This window comes from Xanthobacter autotrophicus (assembly GCF_029991245.1).
Classification (GTDB): domain Bacteria; phylum Pseudomonadota; class Alphaproteobacteria; order Rhizobiales; family Xanthobacteraceae; genus Xanthobacter; species Xanthobacter autotrophicus_C.
In genome coordinates, this window is sequence record NZ_JAIVFO010000092.1 from 1 (window position 1) to 18,225 (window position 18,225).

Below are 18,225 nucleotides of genomic sequence, written 5' to 3' on the forward strand. Positions count from 1 at the left end.
CCTCGGAGATGTGCATAAGAGACAGCACCAGCAGCGCCCGCTTGCCGGCAGGATCGAAGCCCGTATTGACCGCGGCGCCGACGAAGCCGAGGCCGTCCACGATGTCGCCGTACCAGCCGCCCTCCGGCCGCTGGCGCATGATGTTCACCGAGCCGATGAAGGCGGCGCGGTCGGAGGCTTCGGCGCAGTGGGAGAAGCAGCCGAACTTGTGGGGCACGGTGACGACGACGCCGCCGAGATTTTTCAGCTTGCCCGAGACCGCGAGCAGGTCGCCGAGATCCCCGGTTCCCACCTGCACCGGCACAAGGATGCCGTCATGATTGCGGGAGAGAAAGGCGGCCGTCATGCCGGCGGGGGATTTCACCTGGGCGATCGGATCGCCGACGATGATATAGAGGCGGGTTGCGCCGGACAGGTCGATGTTCATGGGGGGGCTCCGTGGAGATGGCGCGCGTCAGCTGGCCGCGGCGATGAGGTCTTCGCCCTGCACCACGCCGAGGAGGCGGGCCTGCAAGGCGTGATCGGCTTCCAGCCGCACGGCGTCGCCGGCGAAGGCCACCTGTCCGTTCACCAGGACATAGGCGCGGTCGACGATGGGCAGGACGGTTTCGGTGTGGTGCTCGACGATCACCATGGCCACCTTGCCGCGCAGCTTCACGAGGGCTTCCATGACCTCGTTGACCACGGCGGGCGCGAGGCCCTCGAACGGCTCGTCCAGCAGGATGAGCCTGGACGGCATCACCAGGGCACGGGCGATGGCCACCATCTGGCGCTCGCCGCCGGAGAGATTCTCCGCCCGCGCCGCCTGGCGGGTCTTGAGCCGGGGGAACAGCTCGAACACCTCGTCCAGGCTGATGCCGCCGGGCCGGGCCGCCAGTTGCAGGTTCTCAACCACCGTCAGGTTGGGGAACAGGCGGCGGCCTTCCGGCACCAGGGAGATGCCGCGGCGGTTGATCTCGTAGGGGCGCAGGCCGGTCAGCGTCTCGCCCTTCAGCTTCAGCTCGCCGGCGGCGAGGGGCAGGCTGCCGGTGAGGGCACGCAGGGTCGTGGTCTTGCCCACGCCGTTGCGGCCGAGCAGCGCCACCGCCTCGCCCTCATGCACCACGAGATCGATGCCGGTGAGGACGCTGGAGCCGTTGTAGCCGGCGACCATGCCCCTGGCCTCGAGGAGGATCGGCGCGGCGGCATGGGCTTGGCGCTCCACCGCCGGAGGGGCGGCGCGCTCGCCGTCCTTGGCTGCGCCGAGATAGGCGGCGATCACCTCCGGATGGGCGGCCACCTCCAGCGGCGGCCCGTCGGCGACGATGCGGCCCTGGTGCAGCACCGAGATGCGATCGGAGATGGCAAGGACGCGGTCGATGTCGTGCTCGATGAGCAGCACCGCATGGCTGCGCGACAATCGCTTGATGAGATCGGCCACCACCACCCGGTCCGCCTCGGCGAGACCGGCCAGCGGCTCGTCCAGGAGCAGCAGCTTGGAGTCTATGGAGAGCGTCACGGCGATCTCCAGCAGGCGCTTGGCGCCGTGGGGCAGATCGGCGCTGCGCGCGGCCGCCTTGTCGGCGAGGCCCACGGCGTCGAGCAGCGACCAGGCCCGGGCGTTGATCGCATCGAGCCGATGAGCGTCCACGAACAGGCCCCGCGCCCCGCGCCGCTGCGCCTGCACCGCGACGCGCACGTTCTCGAACACGGTCAGGTGCGGGAAGATGGACAGGATCTGGAACGAGCGCCCCATGCCGAGTCTCGCCCGGGCATGAAGCGGCAGGCGAGTGACGTCGGCTCCCTCGAACAGGACCTGTCCGGCCGACGGCGGCAGCACGCCCGTGAGCATGTTGAAGAAGGTGGTCTTGCCGGCGCCGTTCGGCCCGATGATGGTGTGCAGCGTGTTGGGATAGACGGTGAAGTCGATACTCCTGGCCGTGACGAGGCTGCCGAAGCTCTTGTTGAGCCCCCGCGTCTCGAGGATCGGCTTGCGCGGATCGAGCGCCTGCAACGCGCTGGAATACGGCACGATCAGCCCCGGGCGCTGTGGGATGGTGTTGCGGGTCAGCGTCCAGCGCTCGCAGCGGAACAGCCGCTGGACGAGGCCCTGGATCCCTTCGGGGGAGAACAGCGCGAAGGCAATGAGCAGCGGGGCAAAGATCAGCCACCAGTTCTCGGTGATGGCGGAGAGGCGGTTTTCAAGCACGATGAAGGTGATGGCGCCCCACAGCGGGCCGAGGAAGTGGTGCACGCCGCCAAGCACCGTCATCAGCAGGCTGTCGCCGGCATGCTGCCAGCCGAGATTGTTGGCATAGACCCCCTGCAGCAGGAAGGTCAGCAGCGCGCCGGCATAGCCGACCACGACCGCGCACAGGATGAAGCCCACGAGCCGCACCCGGTAGACGTCATAGCCAAGGCTCGCCGCCCGCACGTCGTTGTCGCGCACCGCCTGGAGCACGCGCCCGAACGGTGCGTGGGCGAGGCGCCACAGCAGCCACATCACCCCGACCACGGTCGCCACCACGAAGATATGGAAGGTCAGCGGGCTCTCCATGAGTGGTCGCGGGACGCCCTGAATGCCGTTCTCGCCGCCGGTGACGGAGGTCCATTTGAAGGCGACTTCGAACGCGATCTGCGAGCAGGCGAGCGTCAACAGGGAAAAATAGAGCCCCTTGCGCCTCAGGATGACGGCGCCGATGCCAAGGCCCAGCAGGGCGGCGAACACCACCGAAAGGCCCAGCGCGCCGATCTCGTTGCCGCCGAGCCCGAGGATAAAGTAAGCCGCCGCATAACTGGTGCAGCCGAAGAAGACCGATGCGCCGAAGGGCACAAGGCCAGTATAGCCGATCAGCAGGTTCACCCCGGCGCCGTAGAGCGCGTAGATGGCGATCTGGGTGACGAGCTGGATCGGGGCGCCGAGGGCGAGCCACAGCGCGCTGAGCGCGCCCAGCACCACGGCGGTCCACAGGACGGGATGGAGGAGTACGGCGCGGAGGGTCATTCGAAGCGCTCCCACTTCTCGCCGAAGAGGCCGCGGGGGCGCGCGATGAGGACGACGGCCATGAGCACGTACATCGCGACGCCGGACCAATCGGGATAGAATTGAACTGTCAGGGCGGTGACGAGGCCCACCATGAGGCCGGCGACGATGGCGCCGCGGTAGGATCCCAGGCCGCCGATGGTGACGATGACGAAGGCCGGCATGATCGCCGCCGCGCCGATGGCGGGGCTCACGGTCCAAAGCGGGCCGGCCAGCATGCCGGCGAGGCCGGCGAGCAGGCAGCCGATGCCGAACACGCCCGAAAGCACGATGGGCAGGTTTATGCCGAGCAGGCCCACCATCTCGGGATCGCGCGAGCCGGCCCGGATGATGCGGCCGAAGGGCGTGTAGGCAAGGAACGCCCAGAAGGCGACCAGCGCCGCGATGGTCACGCACAAAACCGCCACGCGGTAGGTGGTGATCAGGATCGCGCCCCATTCCACGAAGCCGGCCAGCGGCTTCGGCGGGCTGAAGGGCTGGGGTGCGCCACCGAAGACGAGCCGCAGCACCGCCTCCACCAGCAGGGCCAGCGCAAAGGTGAGGATCAGGCTGATGAGGGGCTCCTTGTCATAGAGCCGCCGGATCAGAACCATCTCCACGACCATGCCGATGAGGCCGGTGAGCAGAGGCGCCAAGAGCGCCGCGCCCCATCCGAACTGTTGCGTCAGCACCAGGGCAAGATAGGCGCCGATGGCGAAGAAGGCGCCGTGCGCAAAGTTAACGATGCCCAGCATGCCGAAGATAATCGACAGGCCGACAGCAATCAGAACGTAGAGAAATCCCAGTACCAGGCCATTTACGGCCTGCGATAAGATCATGTCGAGCATTACCATGTCCTCGTGGGGGCAGCCGCGCGCGACCGGTCGCGGTCCCGTGTGGGGCCGCGTCCAGGACTGCGCGTCCAGGACGTCGCGCGCCGCGAAGCAGCGGATGCTCAGATGCTGTCCATCTTGCAGGCCGAGGCGGTCTCGGGGCCGTAGAGGGCGTCCGCCTCGGCCTCGGTCTTCGGCACCTCCGCCTTGACGTCGAAGAAGTCCCACTTGTCGGTAATCTTGGGCTTCACGCCGAGCACGACCACGGTGCTCGTCAACTGGTGGTCGAAGGGCCGGAAGGAGATCTCGCGGGTCCCGCCGCGCCGGGTCTGCCAGCGCTCGAGGGCATTGACGACCGCAGTCGGGTCCGTGGAGCCCGCGGCCTCGATGGAATCGAGAAGGATGTTCATGCCGAACCATCCCATCCAGGCCTTGTCGGCTGGAGGGCGATTGTATTTCTTCTCGTATGCGGCCGTCATGGCCTGTTCATCTGGCGGATTGGCGGGGTTCTTATAGTACCAGGTGCTGGTGTAGAGGCCATCGGCGGCCTCGGGTCCCACGCCCCACAGGTCGGTGTTGCCCACCGCAATTTCCGCGAACGGGATGCGACCGCGCATGCCCAGTTCGCTCCATTGCTTCAGGAAGCCCATGAGGTCGCTGCCGGCGATGCCGCCGATGATGACGTCGGGCTTGGCGGCGCGAATCTTCAGGATGAAGGAGGAGAAGTCCTGCGTGCCCACGGGCACGTCATCGGCACCCACGATGGTGCCGCCGATCTCCTTGGCGTACTGGCCGAAGAAGCGCTTGATGTCCTGGCCGAAGGCATAGGCGGCCGTCAGCAGGTACCATTTCTTGCCGATGGCGGCAGCCTGGGGGGCCAGCACCCGTGCCTGCACCTCCACCGGGGCCTGGGTGCGGAAGGTGTAGCGGTTGCAGGACGCGCCGGTCAGGGCATCGGCCGCGGCATTGGTGGCGATGAAGGGCACTTTTGCCTTCTTGGCCACCGCCGAGATGGCGAAGGCGTGGGACGAGAGCGCCCCGCCGACAAGGCCCGCCACCTTGTGCTCGCCGACCAGGCGCTCGGCATTCTGCTGGGCGCCCTGCGGATTGGGTTCATCGAGCCAGACAATCTCCGTCGGCCGCCCGAGCAGGGTGCCACCGCGCTGCTCCAGCGCAAGGAAGCTGCCCTGGGCGAGATGCTCGGACTGGCCGACGATGGGGCCGGTCTTGCCGTAGAGCATGCCGATGCGGATCGGTTCGGCTGCGTGGGCGCGGCCGACCCACGGCATGGCGACGGCGCCGGCGGTCGCGCCGAGCAGCAGGTTACGTCGATTGATGGCGAATGCGCCGGAGCGCGGACTCGTTTCGTCGCCCATCCTGTCCTCCCTGGAGGCGGTTTTCCCGGAATGTCCGCTTTGCGGATTTTTGGTGATGGTCCGCCGGCTCGCCAAGGAGCCCGTCACTGGACGGCTCATTGGGTAGCACGACTGGAATCGGATTCCAATTTTAATTTTGGAACTGGATTCCAGTTTTGTTGACCGCGGCGCCGCTCCTGTGAAAGGCTATGCCGTCTGCCGGTGCCCGGCCGCCGCGCGCGGAAGGGGCAAGGGCGCCGGTTGCAGTCGATCGGCGCCAGACCTATCAGTGGAGGCAGCAATGCCCGGTGCAATGGCCCCTTCTGCCAAGACGTCGCTGCCCTCTGACGTGGGTGCGGATCCCACCAAAGGCGGCCGGCAGGTCACCGCGCGGAATGGACAGCGTGACGAAGCCATGGACAAGAAACGCCCGCAAAGCCCAGTCGAGAGCGAGGCCGAGGCCGGCCCGAGCGGCCTTCTGGAGCGCACCCTTGCGGTGCTGGAGCTGCTGGCGGTCCATGCCCACGGCCTGCCGCTCTACGAGGTGGCCGACCATCTCCATATTCCGCGCAGCGCCACCCACCGCATCCTCAACAGCCTCGTGGAGCATGGATACGTGCGCCAGGAGCGTCAGCTCGGCGCCTATCTGCTCACGGCCAAGCTGACCTCGCTGGCCTTCACCTTCCTCGCCGCCAGCGGCATCACCGACTTCGCCCAGCCCATTCTCGACCGCCTCGCTCACGAGTCCGGGGAGCTGGTGCGCCTCGCCATGATCGACGGCCGCGAGTTGATCTGGGTGGCGAAATCCCAGGGCTCGCCCTTCGGGCTGCGCTATGACCCGGACATGGGGCAGGTGGGCCGCCTGTCCTGCTCGGCCTCGGGCCACGCCTGGCTGTCGTGCCTGCCGGAGGAGGAGGCGATCACTCTGGTGGAGACGCAGGGCTATGGGGCGCGTCGCGACTTCGGCCCGCGGGCGCCGGAGACCCGGACCGCGCTGCTGAAATATCTGCGCGTCGCCCGCAAGCGCGGCTTCGCCGTGACCGTGCAGACCTATACGCCGTGGATGAATGCCTGTGCCGCCCCCGTGCGCAGTATCGCCACCGGCGAAGTGACGGGAACGGTAGTGATCGCAGGCCCCAATGTGCGCCTCACCGAGGCGCGCATGCTGGAGCTGGGGACGCTGCTGATGGACGCGGCGCGCGAGCTGTCCATGGCGGTGAGCGCCTCTCCCGGCCTTGCCGCGCGGCGTGGGAGTGAGCGGTCGAGCTTCTTTGCGGGACCGGGCGAAGCCTGAGCGGGGAGGGTGTCCGCTCAGACCGGCGAAATCGAGCCCCTTAAGGCTCGGCGGTCGTGTGGACACGGACCTGAGCCACGAACACCATGCGGGCCTTCTGCCCGTCCATAACCGGGCGAGGGCAGCGGGGTCGCGCGCGTCGGCGCAGATCAGGCGGTGCTTGCCGAGTATCCAAAGGTCGCCCGGAGCGACCACGGGCGGCACCGGCTCAGGCAGGGCGTCCTCGGACTCCTGCTCCGGAGCGCCAAGGTCGCCCAGCAACGCGTCGATCTCGGCGGTTTCGAAGCCGGTGATGGCGAGGTCGGTCGTCGACGATCGTGATCGCGTGCTGGGGACTTGCTCGTTCGCAACAACCGGTCAGGACAGAGCCACCGGCGGCGCAGACCTTCAGGCTTTCCGAGCAGAGGCCGCGCCCGCCTTTGGCCGTCGGCGGCGGGCGCGCGCCACTCGTGCCTGCCTGCATGCCCATGGGGCCGAAAAAGCGGGTCCGCCACCACGGAGCGGTTGACTTCCAAAAAATGTTATAGAGAATAACAAATATGGAAACGCGGGAGGAGGAAACCCATGGCCGAGGCGGCACCGGCGCCGGCAGCGAGCGCGTTCAACGGGGCGCAGCACCGCCATGCGGGTGGCCCCCTCGTGGTGACGCGGGACGGCGATATTCTCATCGTGGGTCTCGATCGGCAGGCCAAGCGCAATGCCATCAATGATTCCACCATCGAGGCGCTGGATGAATGCTTCTCGTCCATTCCGGACGATGTGCGGGCGGTGGTGATCCACGGCATCGGCCCCAATTTCTCCGCCGGGCTCGATCTTTCGGAAATCTCCGAGCGCGACGTGACCGACGGTGTGTTCCACTCCCGCGCCTGGCACCGCTGCTTCGAGAAGATCGAGTTCGGCCGCGTGCCGGTGGTGGCGGTGCTCAAGGGCGCGGTCATCGGCGGGGGGCTGGAACTCGCCTGCGCCGCCCACATCCGCGTCGCCGAGCCGTCCGCCTTCTATGCCCTGCCCGAGGGGCAGCGCGGCATCTTCGTGGGCGGCGGTGGATCGGTGCGGCTGCCCAAGCTCATCGGCGTCGCGCGCATGGCGGACATGATGCTGACCGGCCGCTCCTATTCGGCGGCGGAGGGCGTCGGCCTCGGTTTTTCGCAATATCTGGTGGGCGAGGGCGAGGGTTTCGACCACGCGCTCGACCTCGCCCGGCGCATCTGCGGCAACGCCCCGCTCACCAATTTCGCCGTCATCCAGGCCCTGCCACGCATCGCCGACAGCGATCCGCGCGTGGGCTATCTGATGGAATCCCTCATTTCCGCCGTCGCCCAGGGCGATCGTGAGGCCAAGACCCGCGTGCGCGCCTTCCTCGAGAAGCGCGCCGCCAAGGTGACCCGCCCGGACTGATCCGGACGGTCCAAGCATCACGCCGGATCAACCGGCAGGATGGCCCGCGCCGGAGAACAGGCGGGGCCGAGGAAACGACGAGGCGTCGCGCCATGGGGCGACGACAGCCTGCGGGAGGGAATGATGCACGCCATGATTCCGCCGAGCGCACCCTTGCGCCTGTTCGGCAAGCTCGACCCTGTGGTGGAGACGCGGCCGGACGGGGTCATCGTGGTCCGCTCGGCCAAGCCTCTGCCCCATTACGCCGCCTCGCTGGTGGACCGGCTGGAGCATTGGGCCAAGGTGACGCCAGAGCGGGTGTTCCTCGCCGAGCGCCGGGCCGGCGGCGGCTGGCGCGAGCTGACCTACGGCGCCGCCTTCGAGCAGATCCTGCATATCGGTGCGGCACTGCTTGCCCGCGACCTGTCCGAGGACGAGCCGGTGCTCATCCTCTCCGGCAACGGCATCGACCACGCGCTCGTCTCCCTCGCCGGCATGGCGGTGGGCGTGCCCACCTGCCCCATGTCCACGGCCTATTCGCTGGTGTCGCAGGACCTGGGCAAGCTCAGCTATGCCCTCGACCTGCTCACCCCGCGCCTCGTCTTCGCTGCGGAAGGCAGGGCCTATGCCCGCGCGCTGCGGAAGGTGAAGGAGCGCGGCATCGAGATCGTCGTCTCCGACGACAGCGCGGAGGAACTGGGCGCCACCCCTTTCAGCAGCCTCCTGGAACGCCCCATCTCCTCGGCGGTGGTCTCCGCGCGCACCCAGGTGGGGCCGGATTCCATCGCCAAGTTCCTGCTCACCTCCGGGTCCACGGGCTATCCCAAGGCGGTCACCAACACCCACCGCATGATCTGCGCCAACCAGGCCATGCTGGCGGAGGCCATGGCCTTCCTGAAGGACGAGCCGCCGGTGCTGGTGGACTGGCTGCCCTGGGCCCACACCTTCGGCTCCAACCACAATTTCGGCATCGCCCTCTATAATGGCGGCACCCTCTACATCGACGCCGGCAAGCCCATGCCGAACGGCATTGAGGCGACGGTGCGCAATCTGCGGGAGATTGCGCCCACCATCTATTTCAACGTGCCGAAGGGGTTCGAGGCCCTGCTGCCCTACCTCCAGGCCGACGAGGCGCTGAGGCTGCATTTCTTCTCCCGCCTCAAGCTTATGTTCTATGCCGGGGCGGGGCTGTCGAAGCCGGTGTGGGACGCCTATCGCGACCTCTCCATCGACACGGTGGGCCATGCCATCACCATGACCACCTCCCTCGGCGCCACCGAGACCGCCCCCGGCGCGCTCATCGGGGTGCGCGAGGTGGACCGGCCGGGCATTGTCGGCGTGCCCCATCGCGGCGTCGAGCTGAAGCTCGTGCCCAATGCCGGCAAGCTGGAGGCGCGCCTGCGCGGTCCCAACATCATGCCCGGCTACTGGCGGCGCCCGGACCTCACCCAGAGCGCGTTCGACGCCGAGGGCTTCTATCTGCTCGGCGATGCGCTGCGCCTTGCCGAGCCGAACAATTTCGCCGCCGGCTTCGAGTTCGACGGGCGGGTCTCCGAGGATTTCAAGCTGGCCACCGGCACCTGGGTCAGCGTCGGGCCGCTGCGGGTGGACTTCATCGGCAAGCTCGATCCGCTGGTGAGGGATGCCGTGGTGACCGGGCATGACCGGGACGACATCGGCATGCTGGTGTTCCCGGAGGAGGAGGCGGTCCGCGCCCTCGCCCCCCATCTGCCAGCCGATGCGCCGCTGGCCGAGGTGCTGGGCGATCCGGCGGTGCATGACGCCTTCCGCGCGCGGCTCACTGAGATCGCGAAGGCCTCCACCGGGTCGTCCACCCGGGTGATGCGCCTCGCCCTTCTCGCCGAGCCGCCCTCCATCGACCTCGGCGAGGCCACCGACAAGGGCTCGCTGAACCAGCGTGCCGTGCTCGCCAATCGCGCGGGCGAGGTGGAGGCTCTCTATGCCGCCGAGGGCGCACCCAACGTGGTGAGGCTGTAGAGCGCGCGCCGATCGGGTTGGTTCAACCCGATCGGATCCGGCGCAAGCCGCTCCCTCCGGAGCCCCCGAACACCCCGACGATCTTGCGGGCGCGCGGCCTTGCCGGCGCCCGACGGTCCGACGCATGCCGCAAGAACACGCAGCAAGAACACGCAGCAAGAAAGGTTCTTCCATGAGCACGGTTCCCGGTGCGGTCACGCTCAGCTTCGACGACGTCTTCCTCGTGGACGGCGCCCGCACGCCGTTCGTGGACTATAACGGCGCCCTGTCCCAGGTCTCGCCCACCGACCTTGGCATCAAGGCCGGGCGCGAGGCGCTGCGCCGCGCCGGCGTCGATCCGGCCGAGGTCGGCACTGTGGTGGCGGGCAACATGGCGCAGGCCAGCTTCGACGCCTATTTCCTGCCCCGCCACGTGGGCCTCTATTGCGGCGCGCGCACCGAGGTGCCGGCCCATCTCGTCCAGCGCATCTGCGGCACCGGGGTGGAGGTGATCGCCCAGGTCGCCGACGCCCTCTCCCAGAAGCGCGCCGAGGTGGGGCTGTGCGTCGGCACCGAATCCATGAGCCGCAATCCGGTGGCGGCCTACACCCATCGCGGCGGCTTTCGCATGGGGCAGGTGGAGTTCAAGGACTTCCTCTGGGAAAGCCTGCTCGACACCGATTGCGACACCACCATGGGCGGCACGGCGGAGAACCTCGCCCGGGATTTCCAGATCACCCGCGATGAGGTGGACGCCTTCGCCGCGCGCTCCTTCGAGCGGGCGCTCGCCGCCCGCGCCTCCGGCTTCTTCGACGGCGAGATCGTGGCCGTGACCGACGAGACTTTCGAGGCGGACGGCCTGAAGCCCCGCGCTATCAAGCTGAAGGCCAGGGGCGAGGTGGTGAGGGAGGACAGCCATGTGCGGCCCTCGCCCATGGAGGTGCTGGCGAAGATCCGCCCGGCCTTCGGCGGGGTGCAGACCGGCGGCAATTCCTCCGCCGTGGTGGACGGGGCGGCAAGCGTGGTGCTCGCCTCCGGCGGCTGGCTGAAGGCGAAGGGCAAGGCGCCGCTCGCCCGTATCGTCGCCAGCGCCGCCGTGGGGGTGCCGCCCCACATCATGGGGATCGGGCCGGTGCCGGCCATCCGGGCGGTGTGCGCCAGGGCGGGCATCGCCGTCGCCGACGTGGACCGCATCGAGATCAACGAGGCGTTCGGCGCGCAGATCATGGCCTGCGCCCGCGAACTCGACCTCGACGAGGACCGGCTGAACGTGAACGGCGGCGCCATCGCCATCGGCCATCCTTTGGGCGCCACCGGCGTGCGGCTCGCCCTCACCGTGTCGCGCGAATTGAAGCGGTCGGGCCTGCGCTACGGCATCGCCTCGGCCTGCATCGGTGGCGGGCAGGGCATCGCCATGCTGGTCGAAAACCCTGAAGTCGCCTGAGCGGACGCGGGAGCAACAGATGAAGCTTGAACAGACGGCCGCCATTGTCACCGGCGGCGGCTCCGGCCTCGGCCGCGCCACCGCGGAGGCGCTGGCGGCGCGTGGTGCCAGAGTGGCGGTGCTGGACCTCAATGCCGACGCGGCGCGGGAGGTGGCATCCGCCATCGGCGGCGTCGCCGCGCCCTGCGACGTGGCCGACCCCGCCTCGGCGGAAGCCGCGCTTGCCGTCGCTGCGGCAGCCCACGGGCCGGCGCGCATCCTCGTCAATTGCGCGGGGATCGGCATCGCCAAGCGCGTGGTGGGCAAGGACGGCCCGCAGCCCCTGGCCGATTTCGAGAAGGTGGTGCGGGTCAATCTCCTCGGCACCTTCAACATGCTGCGCCTCGCCGCCGCCGCCATGACGGGGCTGGACCCGCTGGAGGATGGCGAGCGCGGCGTCGTCGTCTCCACCGCGTCGGTGGCGGCGTTCGAGGGCCAGGTGGGGCAGGCGGCCTATTCCGCCTCCAAGGCCGGCATCGTCGGCATGACGCTGCCCATCGCCCGAGAACTCGCCGGCTTCGGCATCAGGGTGAACGTGATCGCCCCCGGCCTGTTCGCCACGCCGCTGCTGAAGACCCTTCCGGAGGAGGTGCAGCGGGCGCTGGGCGCCTCCATCCCGTTCCCGTCCCGCCTCGGCGAGGCATCGGAGTTCGCCGCCCTCGCCGTGCACATGGTGGAGAACAGGTTCCTCAACGGCGAGACCGTGCGCCTCGACGGCGCGCTGCGCCTGCCGCCCCGCTGAAGGAGGAAGCCATGCTGGTGAACCGCCGTACCGTGCGCATCGAATGGGGGGATTGCGATGCCGCCAACATCGTCTTCTACCCGCGCTACTTCGCCATGTTCGACGCCTCCACCCACGCTTTGTTCGAGAAGGCGGGCTGGCTGAAGCGGGACCTCATCCGGCAGTTCGACATCGTCGGCTACCCCATGGTGGATACGCGGGCGAAGTTCATGGTGCCGTCGAGCTTCGGCGACGACATCGTCATCGAGACCACCATCAGCGCCATCCGCACCTCCAGCTTCGACGTGCTGCACAAGGTGCTGAAGCCGGCGCCGGAGGGCGAGGTGCTCGCCATCGAGGGCTATGAGACCCGGGTCTGGGTCGGCCCGCATCCCGATGATCCCAAGCGGCTGAAATCCCGCCCGATCCCGCAGGAGGTGATCGGGCGGCTGTCGGAAGGCTGAGCGGCAGCACATCCCTTGGCCGGAACACCACCGCAAAGGCGGGGCGGCCGGGGTCAATCAAACAGGGGAGGAGACGACAATGACCTATGCCTTTCGGCGTCCGCTCGCAGGCGCGGCGCTGCTTCTTGCCCTCGGGGGCACCGGTGCGCTGGCGGCGGACGATGTGGTGCGCATCGGCGCCTCCATTTCCACCACCGGGCAGGGCGCGGCCCTCGGCATCCCGGAGAAGAACACGATCGAGGTGGTGCCCAGGGAGATCGCCGGGCTGAAGCTGGAGATCATCCCGCTCGACGATGCGGGCGACCCCACGGTCGCCACCACCAACGCCCGGCGCCTTGCCACCGAGGACAAGGTGGACGTGCTCATCGGCTCGGCGGTGACGCCGGCCACCCTCGCCGTCGCCAATGTGGCGGCGGAAGCGCAGGTGCCGCATTTCGCGCTGAGCCCCATTCCCTTCCTGCCCGGCAAGGAGAAATGGAGCTTCGCCATGCCCCAGCCCGTGCCGCTGATGGCCAAGGGCCTTTATGAGGACATGCTGAAGCGCAAGGTGAAGCGGGTGGCCCTCATCGGCTTTTCCGACAGCTGGGGCGACCTCTGGGTGAAGGAGTTCAAGGCCAACGGCGAGCCGCTCGGCCTCTCCATGGTCGCCGACGAGCGCTATGCCCGCGCCGACACCTCGGTGGCCGGGCAGACGCTGAAGCTCCTCGCCCAGAAGCCCGATGCGGTGCTCGTCGCCGCCTCCGGCACGGCCGCCGCGCTGCCGGTGATCGCGCTGCGCGAGCGCGGCTACAAGGGCCCCATCTACCAGACCCACGGGGCGGTGACGCGCGACTTCATCCGCATCGCCGGCAAGGCTGCGGAGGGGGTGATCTTCACCTCGGGTCCGGTGGTGGCCGCCGCCGAGCAGCCGGAGGCAAGCCCCACCAAGGCGCCGGGCCTCGCCTACACCAAGGCCTATGAGGCCAAGTTCGGCGAAGGCACCGTCACCCAGTTCGGTGCCCATATGTACGACGTGTTCCAGTTGCTGGAGCGGGTGCTGCCGGTGGCGCTCAAGACCGCCAGGCCCGGCACGCCCGAATTCCGCGCCGCCCTGCGTGATGCGCTGGAAAGCGAGAAGGAGCTGAAGGCGAGCCAGGGCGTCTACAATTACACCCCCACCAACCATTACGGCGTGGACGACCGGGCCCGCATCCTGATCACGGTCAAGGACGGCAAGTGGGTTCTGGTCGAGTGACGAGTGGTGCCGCGCTCTCCTGAACGGGGTTCATGAAAAAGACGAGGTCCATGAAAAAGGGCTCCCGGAGGCGATCCGGGAGCCCTTTCCATTGGCTCCGGCAGCGTCAGCCGACGCCGGCGAGGGCGCGGTAGTCGGCGGGATCGCGGCGGGTGGAGAGGACCTGCCCGGCAAGGCCCTCGGCCTCGGCGGCGATGTCCTCCGCATAGATGCGCGCGAGGCGGATCCAGTCGGCTTGCCTTGTCCCCGCCGCCGCGGCGCCGCGCGACAGCAGCGCCCCGCCGAGGGCGAGGCCGAACAGGCGCAGGTAGGTCTGCGCCACCAGCAGCTTCGCCGCTTCGCCGGTGGCGGGCGACAGCAGATGGGCGGTGGCGGCTTCAAGCGCGGTGAGCGCCTCGGCCAGGATCGTCGCAGAGGGGCCGACGCGGTTCTCCGCCCGCGCCACGTCCGCCCGGCTTTCGGCGATGAGGCGCGCCACCTCGGCGCCGCCCTCGCGGGGGATCTTGCGCATCACGAGGTCGATGGCCTGGATGGCGTTGGTGCCCTCATAGATGGGCGCGATGCGGATGTCGCGCAGCAGCTGGGCGGCGCCGGTCTCCTCCACGAAGCCCATGCCGCCATGGACCTGGATGCCGAGGGAGGCCACCTCGCAGCCGATGTCGGTGCAGAACGCCTTCACCACCGGCGTGAGCAGGCTGGCGCGCGCATCGCCGGCATCGCCGCCGTCGATGGCGGCGGCCGCCGCATAGGCGATGGCCCGGGCCGCGGTGGTCAGCGCCTTCATGCGGGCGAGGGTCTTCGCGAGGTCGGGATGGGCGGCGATGGGCGCTGCACCGTCGAAGCCGGAGGCGCGCCCCTGCCGGCGGTCCAGCGCATAGGCGGCGGCCTTCTGCGTCGCCTTCTCCGCCATGGCGACACCCTGGAGGCCGGTGGCGAGGCGGGCTTTGTTCATCATGGTGAACATGCAGGCGAGGCCCCTGTTCTCCTCCCCCACCAGCCAGCCGATGGCGCCGCCGCCATCGCCGAACACCATGGTGCAGGTGGGCGAGCCGCGAATGCCGAGCTTGTGCTCGATGCCGGCGCAGCGCAGGTCGTTTTCCGCCCCCAGCGTCCCATCCGCCGCCACGAAGCGCTGCGGCACCAGGAACAGGGAGATGCCCTTCACTCCGGCCGGGGCGTCGGGCAGGCGGGCGAGCACCAGATGGATGATGTTCGCCGCGAGGTCGTGGGCGCCGAAGGTGATGAAGATCTTCGAGCCGGTGATGCGGTAACGTCCCTCGCCGAGGGGCTCCGCGCGCGTGCGCAGGAGGCCGAGGTCCGAGCCCGCCTGCGGCTCGGTGAGGTTCATGGTGCCGGTCCATTCGCCCGAGACGAGCCTGGGCAGATAGAGCACCTTCAGCTCGTCCGAGGCATGGGCCTCAATGGCGTCCGCCGCGCCCTGCGACAGCACCGGCAAGGTGGAGAGCGCCATGCAGGACGAGGTGAACATCTCCATGGCGGCGGTGCCCACCGACACGGGAAGGCCGGAGCCGCCGTAGGCCTCCGGCTGGGCCACGGCGTTCCAGCCGCCGGCGATCCAGTCCGCATAGGCCTCCCTGAAGCCGGGCGGGGTGGTGACACGGCCGTCCTCCCACCGCGCGCCAATCAGGTCCGAGGTGCGGTCGAGGGGGGCGATGCGCTCGGCGCAGAAGCGGCCCGCTTCTTCCAGTATGGCTGCCAGCTCGTCTGCAGGCAAAGGCGGCGGGCTGCCCGGCGGCACCGCGACCTGGGCCAGGGTGAACAGGATCTCGTCGATCGGCGGACGATAGGTCATGGCGCCCTCGGGGGGTGTCGGAAGGATCAGTGGAAGCCGAGATAGCTCTCGATCACCCGTTCATCGCGGGCGAGCACGGCGGCGGGGCCGGACAGGGTCACGGTGCCGAGCTCCATCACATGGGCGACGTCGGCGGCGGCCAGCGCCGCGCGCGCATTCTGCTCCACCAGCAGGATGGAGACGCCGGACGCGCGCAGGTCCGCGATGATGCGGAAGATGTCGGCGACGATGCGCGGGGCCAGCCCGAGGCTGGGCTCGTCGAGCATCAGCAGCTTCGGGCGGCCCATGAGGGCGCGGCCCATGGCCAGCATCTGCCGCTCGCCGCCGGACATGGTGCCGGCGAGCTGGCGCCGTCGCTCCTTGAGGCGGGGAAAGCGGTCATAGACCTCGGCGAGGGTGTCGCGGGCCACGGCGCGGGCCACGCGGAAGCCGCCCAGCACCAGATTGTCCTCCACGCTCATGGTGGAGAACAGCTCGCGCCGCTCGGGCACGAGGCTGAGGCCGAGGGCGACGCGCTCCTCCACGGCAAGCCGGCCCACGTCATGCCCGAGGAAGGTCATGGCACCGGCCGCGAGCGGCAGCGCGCCCATGGTGGCGTTCAGCAGGGTGGACTTGCCGGCCCCGTTGGCGCCGATGACGGTGACGATCTCGCCCGCGCCGACGCGCAGGGAGGCGCCCTCCACCGCGCGCACCTTGCCATAGGCGATGGAGGCGCTTGCGATGTCGAGGAGCACCGTGGCTTCCACGGCGCTGGGGCGGATGCCGGGCTCGACGCTCATGCCACACCTCCGAGATAGGCTTCGAGGACCTGGGGGTTGGTCTTGATGGCCGCGGGCGGGCCCTCGGCGATCTTGGTGCCGAAGTCGAGCACCACGATGTGGTCGGTCAGCCCCATCACGAAGCCCATGTCGTGCTCCACCAGCAGCACGCTCATGCCCTGGGCGCGCAGGCTGCGCAGCAGGGCGGCGAGCGCCTCCTTCTCCTTGTGGCGCAGGCCGGCGGCCGGCTCGTCGAGGAGCAGCAGCACCGGGTCGAGGGCCAGCGCCCGGGCGATCTCCACCACCCGCTGCTGGCCCAGGGCAAGGCTGCCGGCGGGCTTCATCATGTGCTCGGCGAGGCCCACGCGCTCGATCTGCCGGCGCGCCTCCGCCAGAAGGCGGGCCTCGTCGCGCCGGTCGAGGCGGAGCATGGAGGAGAGGACGCCGGCATGGCCGCGCAGGTGGGCGCCCAGCGCGACGTTTTCGAGCACGCTCATCTCGGGATTGAGCTTCACGTGCTGGAAGGTCCGGGCGATGCCGAGCCGCGCGATCTCCTGCGGCGGGGCGCCGGTGATGTCCATGCCCTCGAAGCGCACCGCGCCGGTGGTGAGGCGGGTCACGCCGGTGATGAGGTTGAAGGTGGTGCTCTTGCCGGCCCCGTTCGGGCCGATCAGGGCGACGATCTCGCTGCGCCCCACGGCGAAGGATACGGCGTTCACGGCGGTGAGGCCGCCATATTTCTTCACCGCGCCGTCGAGCACCAGCAGCTTTTCGGACGGTGCCGCGGAGGCGGCGCGCCGCGCCAGGGCCGGGGCGTCGGGGGGCACCGGCCGCCCGCGCGCCGGCCACAAAGCGGCGATGTGGGGCCACACGCCCTCCCGCGCCGCCTGCAGCAACCCCACCAGCAGGATGCCGAACACCACGGCCTCCAGCTGCACGCCATGGCCGAAGACCTGCGGCAGCACCCGCTGGAGTGCTTCCTTCAGCACGGTGACGAGGCCCGCGCCCACCACCGCGCCGAAGATCTGCCCGGCGCCGCCGAGCACCGCCATGAACAGGTATTCGATGCCGGCGTTGATGCCGAACGGGGTCTGGGTGACGGTGCGCGTCACATGGGCGTAGAGCCAGCCGGAGAGGCCGGCCAGAAGCGCGGCATAGACGAACACCACGAGCTTCATGCGCGCCGCGTCGATGCCGAAGGATTCGCCCGCCAGCTGTCCGCGCCGCAGGGCCCGTATGGCGCGGCCGACGCGGCTGTCGAGCAGGTGCATGGTGAGGATCGCCGCGCCGATCACCAGGCCCCAGATGAGGTAATGCACCGTGCGCGGGTCGATCAGGTCATGGCCGGCGATGGAGAAGGGCGGGATGCCGGAAATGCCGTCGTGGCGGCCGAGTATGTCGAGGGTGCCGAACAGGTAATAGAGGCTGATGCCCCAGGCCAGGGTGCCGAGCGGCAGGAAGTGTCCAGACAGGCGCACGGTGAGAAGGCCGAGCACCACCGCCGCGCTGCCCGCCACCAGCAGGGCCACCGGCAGGGTGGCCCAGGGCGACCAGCCGTAGGTGGTGGAGAGCACTGCCGTGGTGTAGGCGCCGAAGCCGCAGAAGGCGGCCTGTCCGAACGAGGTCATGCCGCCCACGCCGGTGAGCAGGACGAGCCCGAGGGCGACCAGCGCGGCAAGGCCGATATTGCCGATGAGGGTGATGGCGAAGAGCGGCACGCCGGGGACGAGCGGCAGCGCCGCCATGACCGCCGCGAACACGGCGATGGCGATGCGCGGTTCGAGCGGCGGCAGCTTCAGCCGGCCGCGGTTGCGGGTCTGCGGCGCGCCGGTGGCGGCCGGCGGCAGTGCGGCTTCGGAGCGTGCGGTCATCGGCGCCTCGGAGCGGAGGGGTTGGGCATGGGTCGCGGCGGGAG

14 protein-coding genes are annotated in these 18,225 nt (G+C 69.3%); 7 read left to right on the forward strand and 7 right to left on the reverse strand.

What is annotated here, in order from left to right:
- From K9U41_RS15240 to K9U41_RS15255, 4 genes are all read right to left on the reverse strand, one after another.
- On the reverse strand, positions 1–427 hold a 427-nt coding region (locus tag K9U41_RS15240), incomplete at its 3' end, for a shikimate dehydrogenase family protein (protein WP_432715806.1).
- A 27-nt stretch (positions 428–454) separates the two neighbouring features.
- Positions 455–2,983: a branched-chain amino acid ABC transporter ATP-binding protein/permease gene (locus K9U41_RS15245; protein WP_282641699.1), complete on the reverse strand. Its 2,529-nt coding sequence runs from the start codon at positions 2,981–2,983 to the stop codon at positions 455–457.
- Positions 2,980–3,849: a branched-chain amino acid ABC transporter permease gene (locus K9U41_RS15250; RefSeq protein WP_282641700.1), complete on the reverse strand. Its 870-nt coding sequence runs from the start codon at positions 3,847–3,849 to the stop codon at positions 2,980–2,982. Before K9U41_RS15250 ends, K9U41_RS15245 begins: the two co-directional genes overlap by 4 nt.
- Before the next feature lie 107 nt (positions 3,850–3,956).
- Positions 3,957–5,210, reverse strand: coding sequence for an ABC transporter substrate-binding protein (locus tag K9U41_RS15255; RefSeq protein WP_282641701.1), 1,254 nt, complete (start codon positions 5,208–5,210; stop codon positions 3,957–3,959).
- A 394-nt stretch (positions 5,211–5,604) separates the two neighbouring features.
- Here K9U41_RS15255 and K9U41_RS15260 point away from each other — a divergent pair, with 394 nt between their 5' ends.
- The 7 genes from K9U41_RS15260 to K9U41_RS15290 all read left to right on the forward strand — a co-directional run bounded on the left by K9U41_RS15260 (position 5,605) and on the right by K9U41_RS15290 (position 13,739).
- Positions 5,605–6,483 (forward strand): IclR family transcriptional regulator, encoded by an 879-nt coding sequence (locus K9U41_RS15260; protein ID WP_282641703.1) that lies wholly within the window; start codon positions 5,605–5,607, stop codon positions 6,481–6,483.
- Between the two features lie 564 nt (positions 6,484–7,047).
- Positions 7,048–7,881, forward strand: coding sequence for a crotonase/enoyl-CoA hydratase family protein (locus tag K9U41_RS15265; protein WP_282641704.1), 834 nt, complete (start codon positions 7,048–7,050; stop codon positions 7,879–7,881).
- Between the two features lie 123 nt (positions 7,882–8,004).
- Positions 8,005–9,858 carry a feruloyl-CoA synthase gene (locus K9U41_RS15270; RefSeq protein WP_282641706.1) on the forward strand — a complete coding sequence of 618 codons (1,854 nt, stop codon included), beginning with the start codon at positions 8,005–8,007 and terminating at the stop codon, positions 9,856–9,858.
- A 172-nt stretch (positions 9,859–10,030) separates the two neighbouring features.
- Positions 10,031–11,281 carry a thiolase family protein gene (locus K9U41_RS15275; RefSeq protein ID WP_282641707.1) on the forward strand — a complete coding sequence of 417 codons (1,251 nt, stop codon included), beginning with the start codon at positions 10,031–10,033 and terminating at the stop codon, positions 11,279–11,281.
- Between the two features lie 19 nt (positions 11,282–11,300).
- Positions 11,301–12,062: an SDR family NAD(P)-dependent oxidoreductase gene (locus tag K9U41_RS15280; RefSeq protein WP_282641708.1), complete on the forward strand. Its 762-nt coding sequence runs from the start codon at positions 11,301–11,303 to the stop codon at positions 12,060–12,062.
- 11 nt (positions 12,063–12,073) lie between these two features.
- The gene (locus K9U41_RS15285; protein WP_282641709.1) at positions 12,074–12,505 is read left to right on the forward strand and encodes an acyl-CoA thioesterase; all 432 of its coding nucleotides are present in this window, start codon (positions 12,074–12,076) and stop codon (positions 12,503–12,505) included.
- A 79-nt stretch (positions 12,506–12,584) separates the two neighbouring features.
- Positions 12,585–13,739, forward strand: coding sequence for an ABC transporter substrate-binding protein (locus K9U41_RS15290; protein ID WP_282641710.1), 1,155 nt, complete (start codon positions 12,585–12,587; stop codon positions 13,737–13,739).
- Between the two features lie 106 nt (positions 13,740–13,845).
- On the opposite strand, the gene K9U41_RS15295 is transcribed toward K9U41_RS15290, so the two are convergent.
- From K9U41_RS15295 to K9U41_RS15305, 3 genes are read right to left on the reverse strand one after another with little or no spacing between them, the layout of a single operon-like run.
- Positions 13,846–15,552 carry an acyl-CoA dehydrogenase family protein gene (locus K9U41_RS15295; RefSeq protein WP_282641711.1) on the reverse strand — a complete coding sequence of 569 codons (1,707 nt, stop codon included), beginning with the start codon at positions 15,550–15,552 and terminating at the stop codon, positions 13,846–13,848.
- A 26-nt stretch (positions 15,553–15,578) separates the two neighbouring features.
- Positions 15,579–16,331 (reverse strand): ABC transporter ATP-binding protein, encoded by a 753-nt coding sequence (locus K9U41_RS15300; protein ID WP_282641713.1) that lies wholly within the window; start codon positions 16,329–16,331, stop codon positions 15,579–15,581.
- Positions 16,328–18,055 carry a branched-chain amino acid ABC transporter ATP-binding protein/permease gene (locus K9U41_RS15305; RefSeq protein WP_282641714.1) on the reverse strand — a complete coding sequence of 576 codons (1,728 nt, stop codon included), beginning with the start codon at positions 18,053–18,055 and terminating at the stop codon, positions 16,328–16,330. The genes K9U41_RS15300 and K9U41_RS15305 overlap by 4 nt, the downstream gene beginning before the upstream one ends.
- Positions 18,056–18,225: the final 170 nt, after the last annotated feature.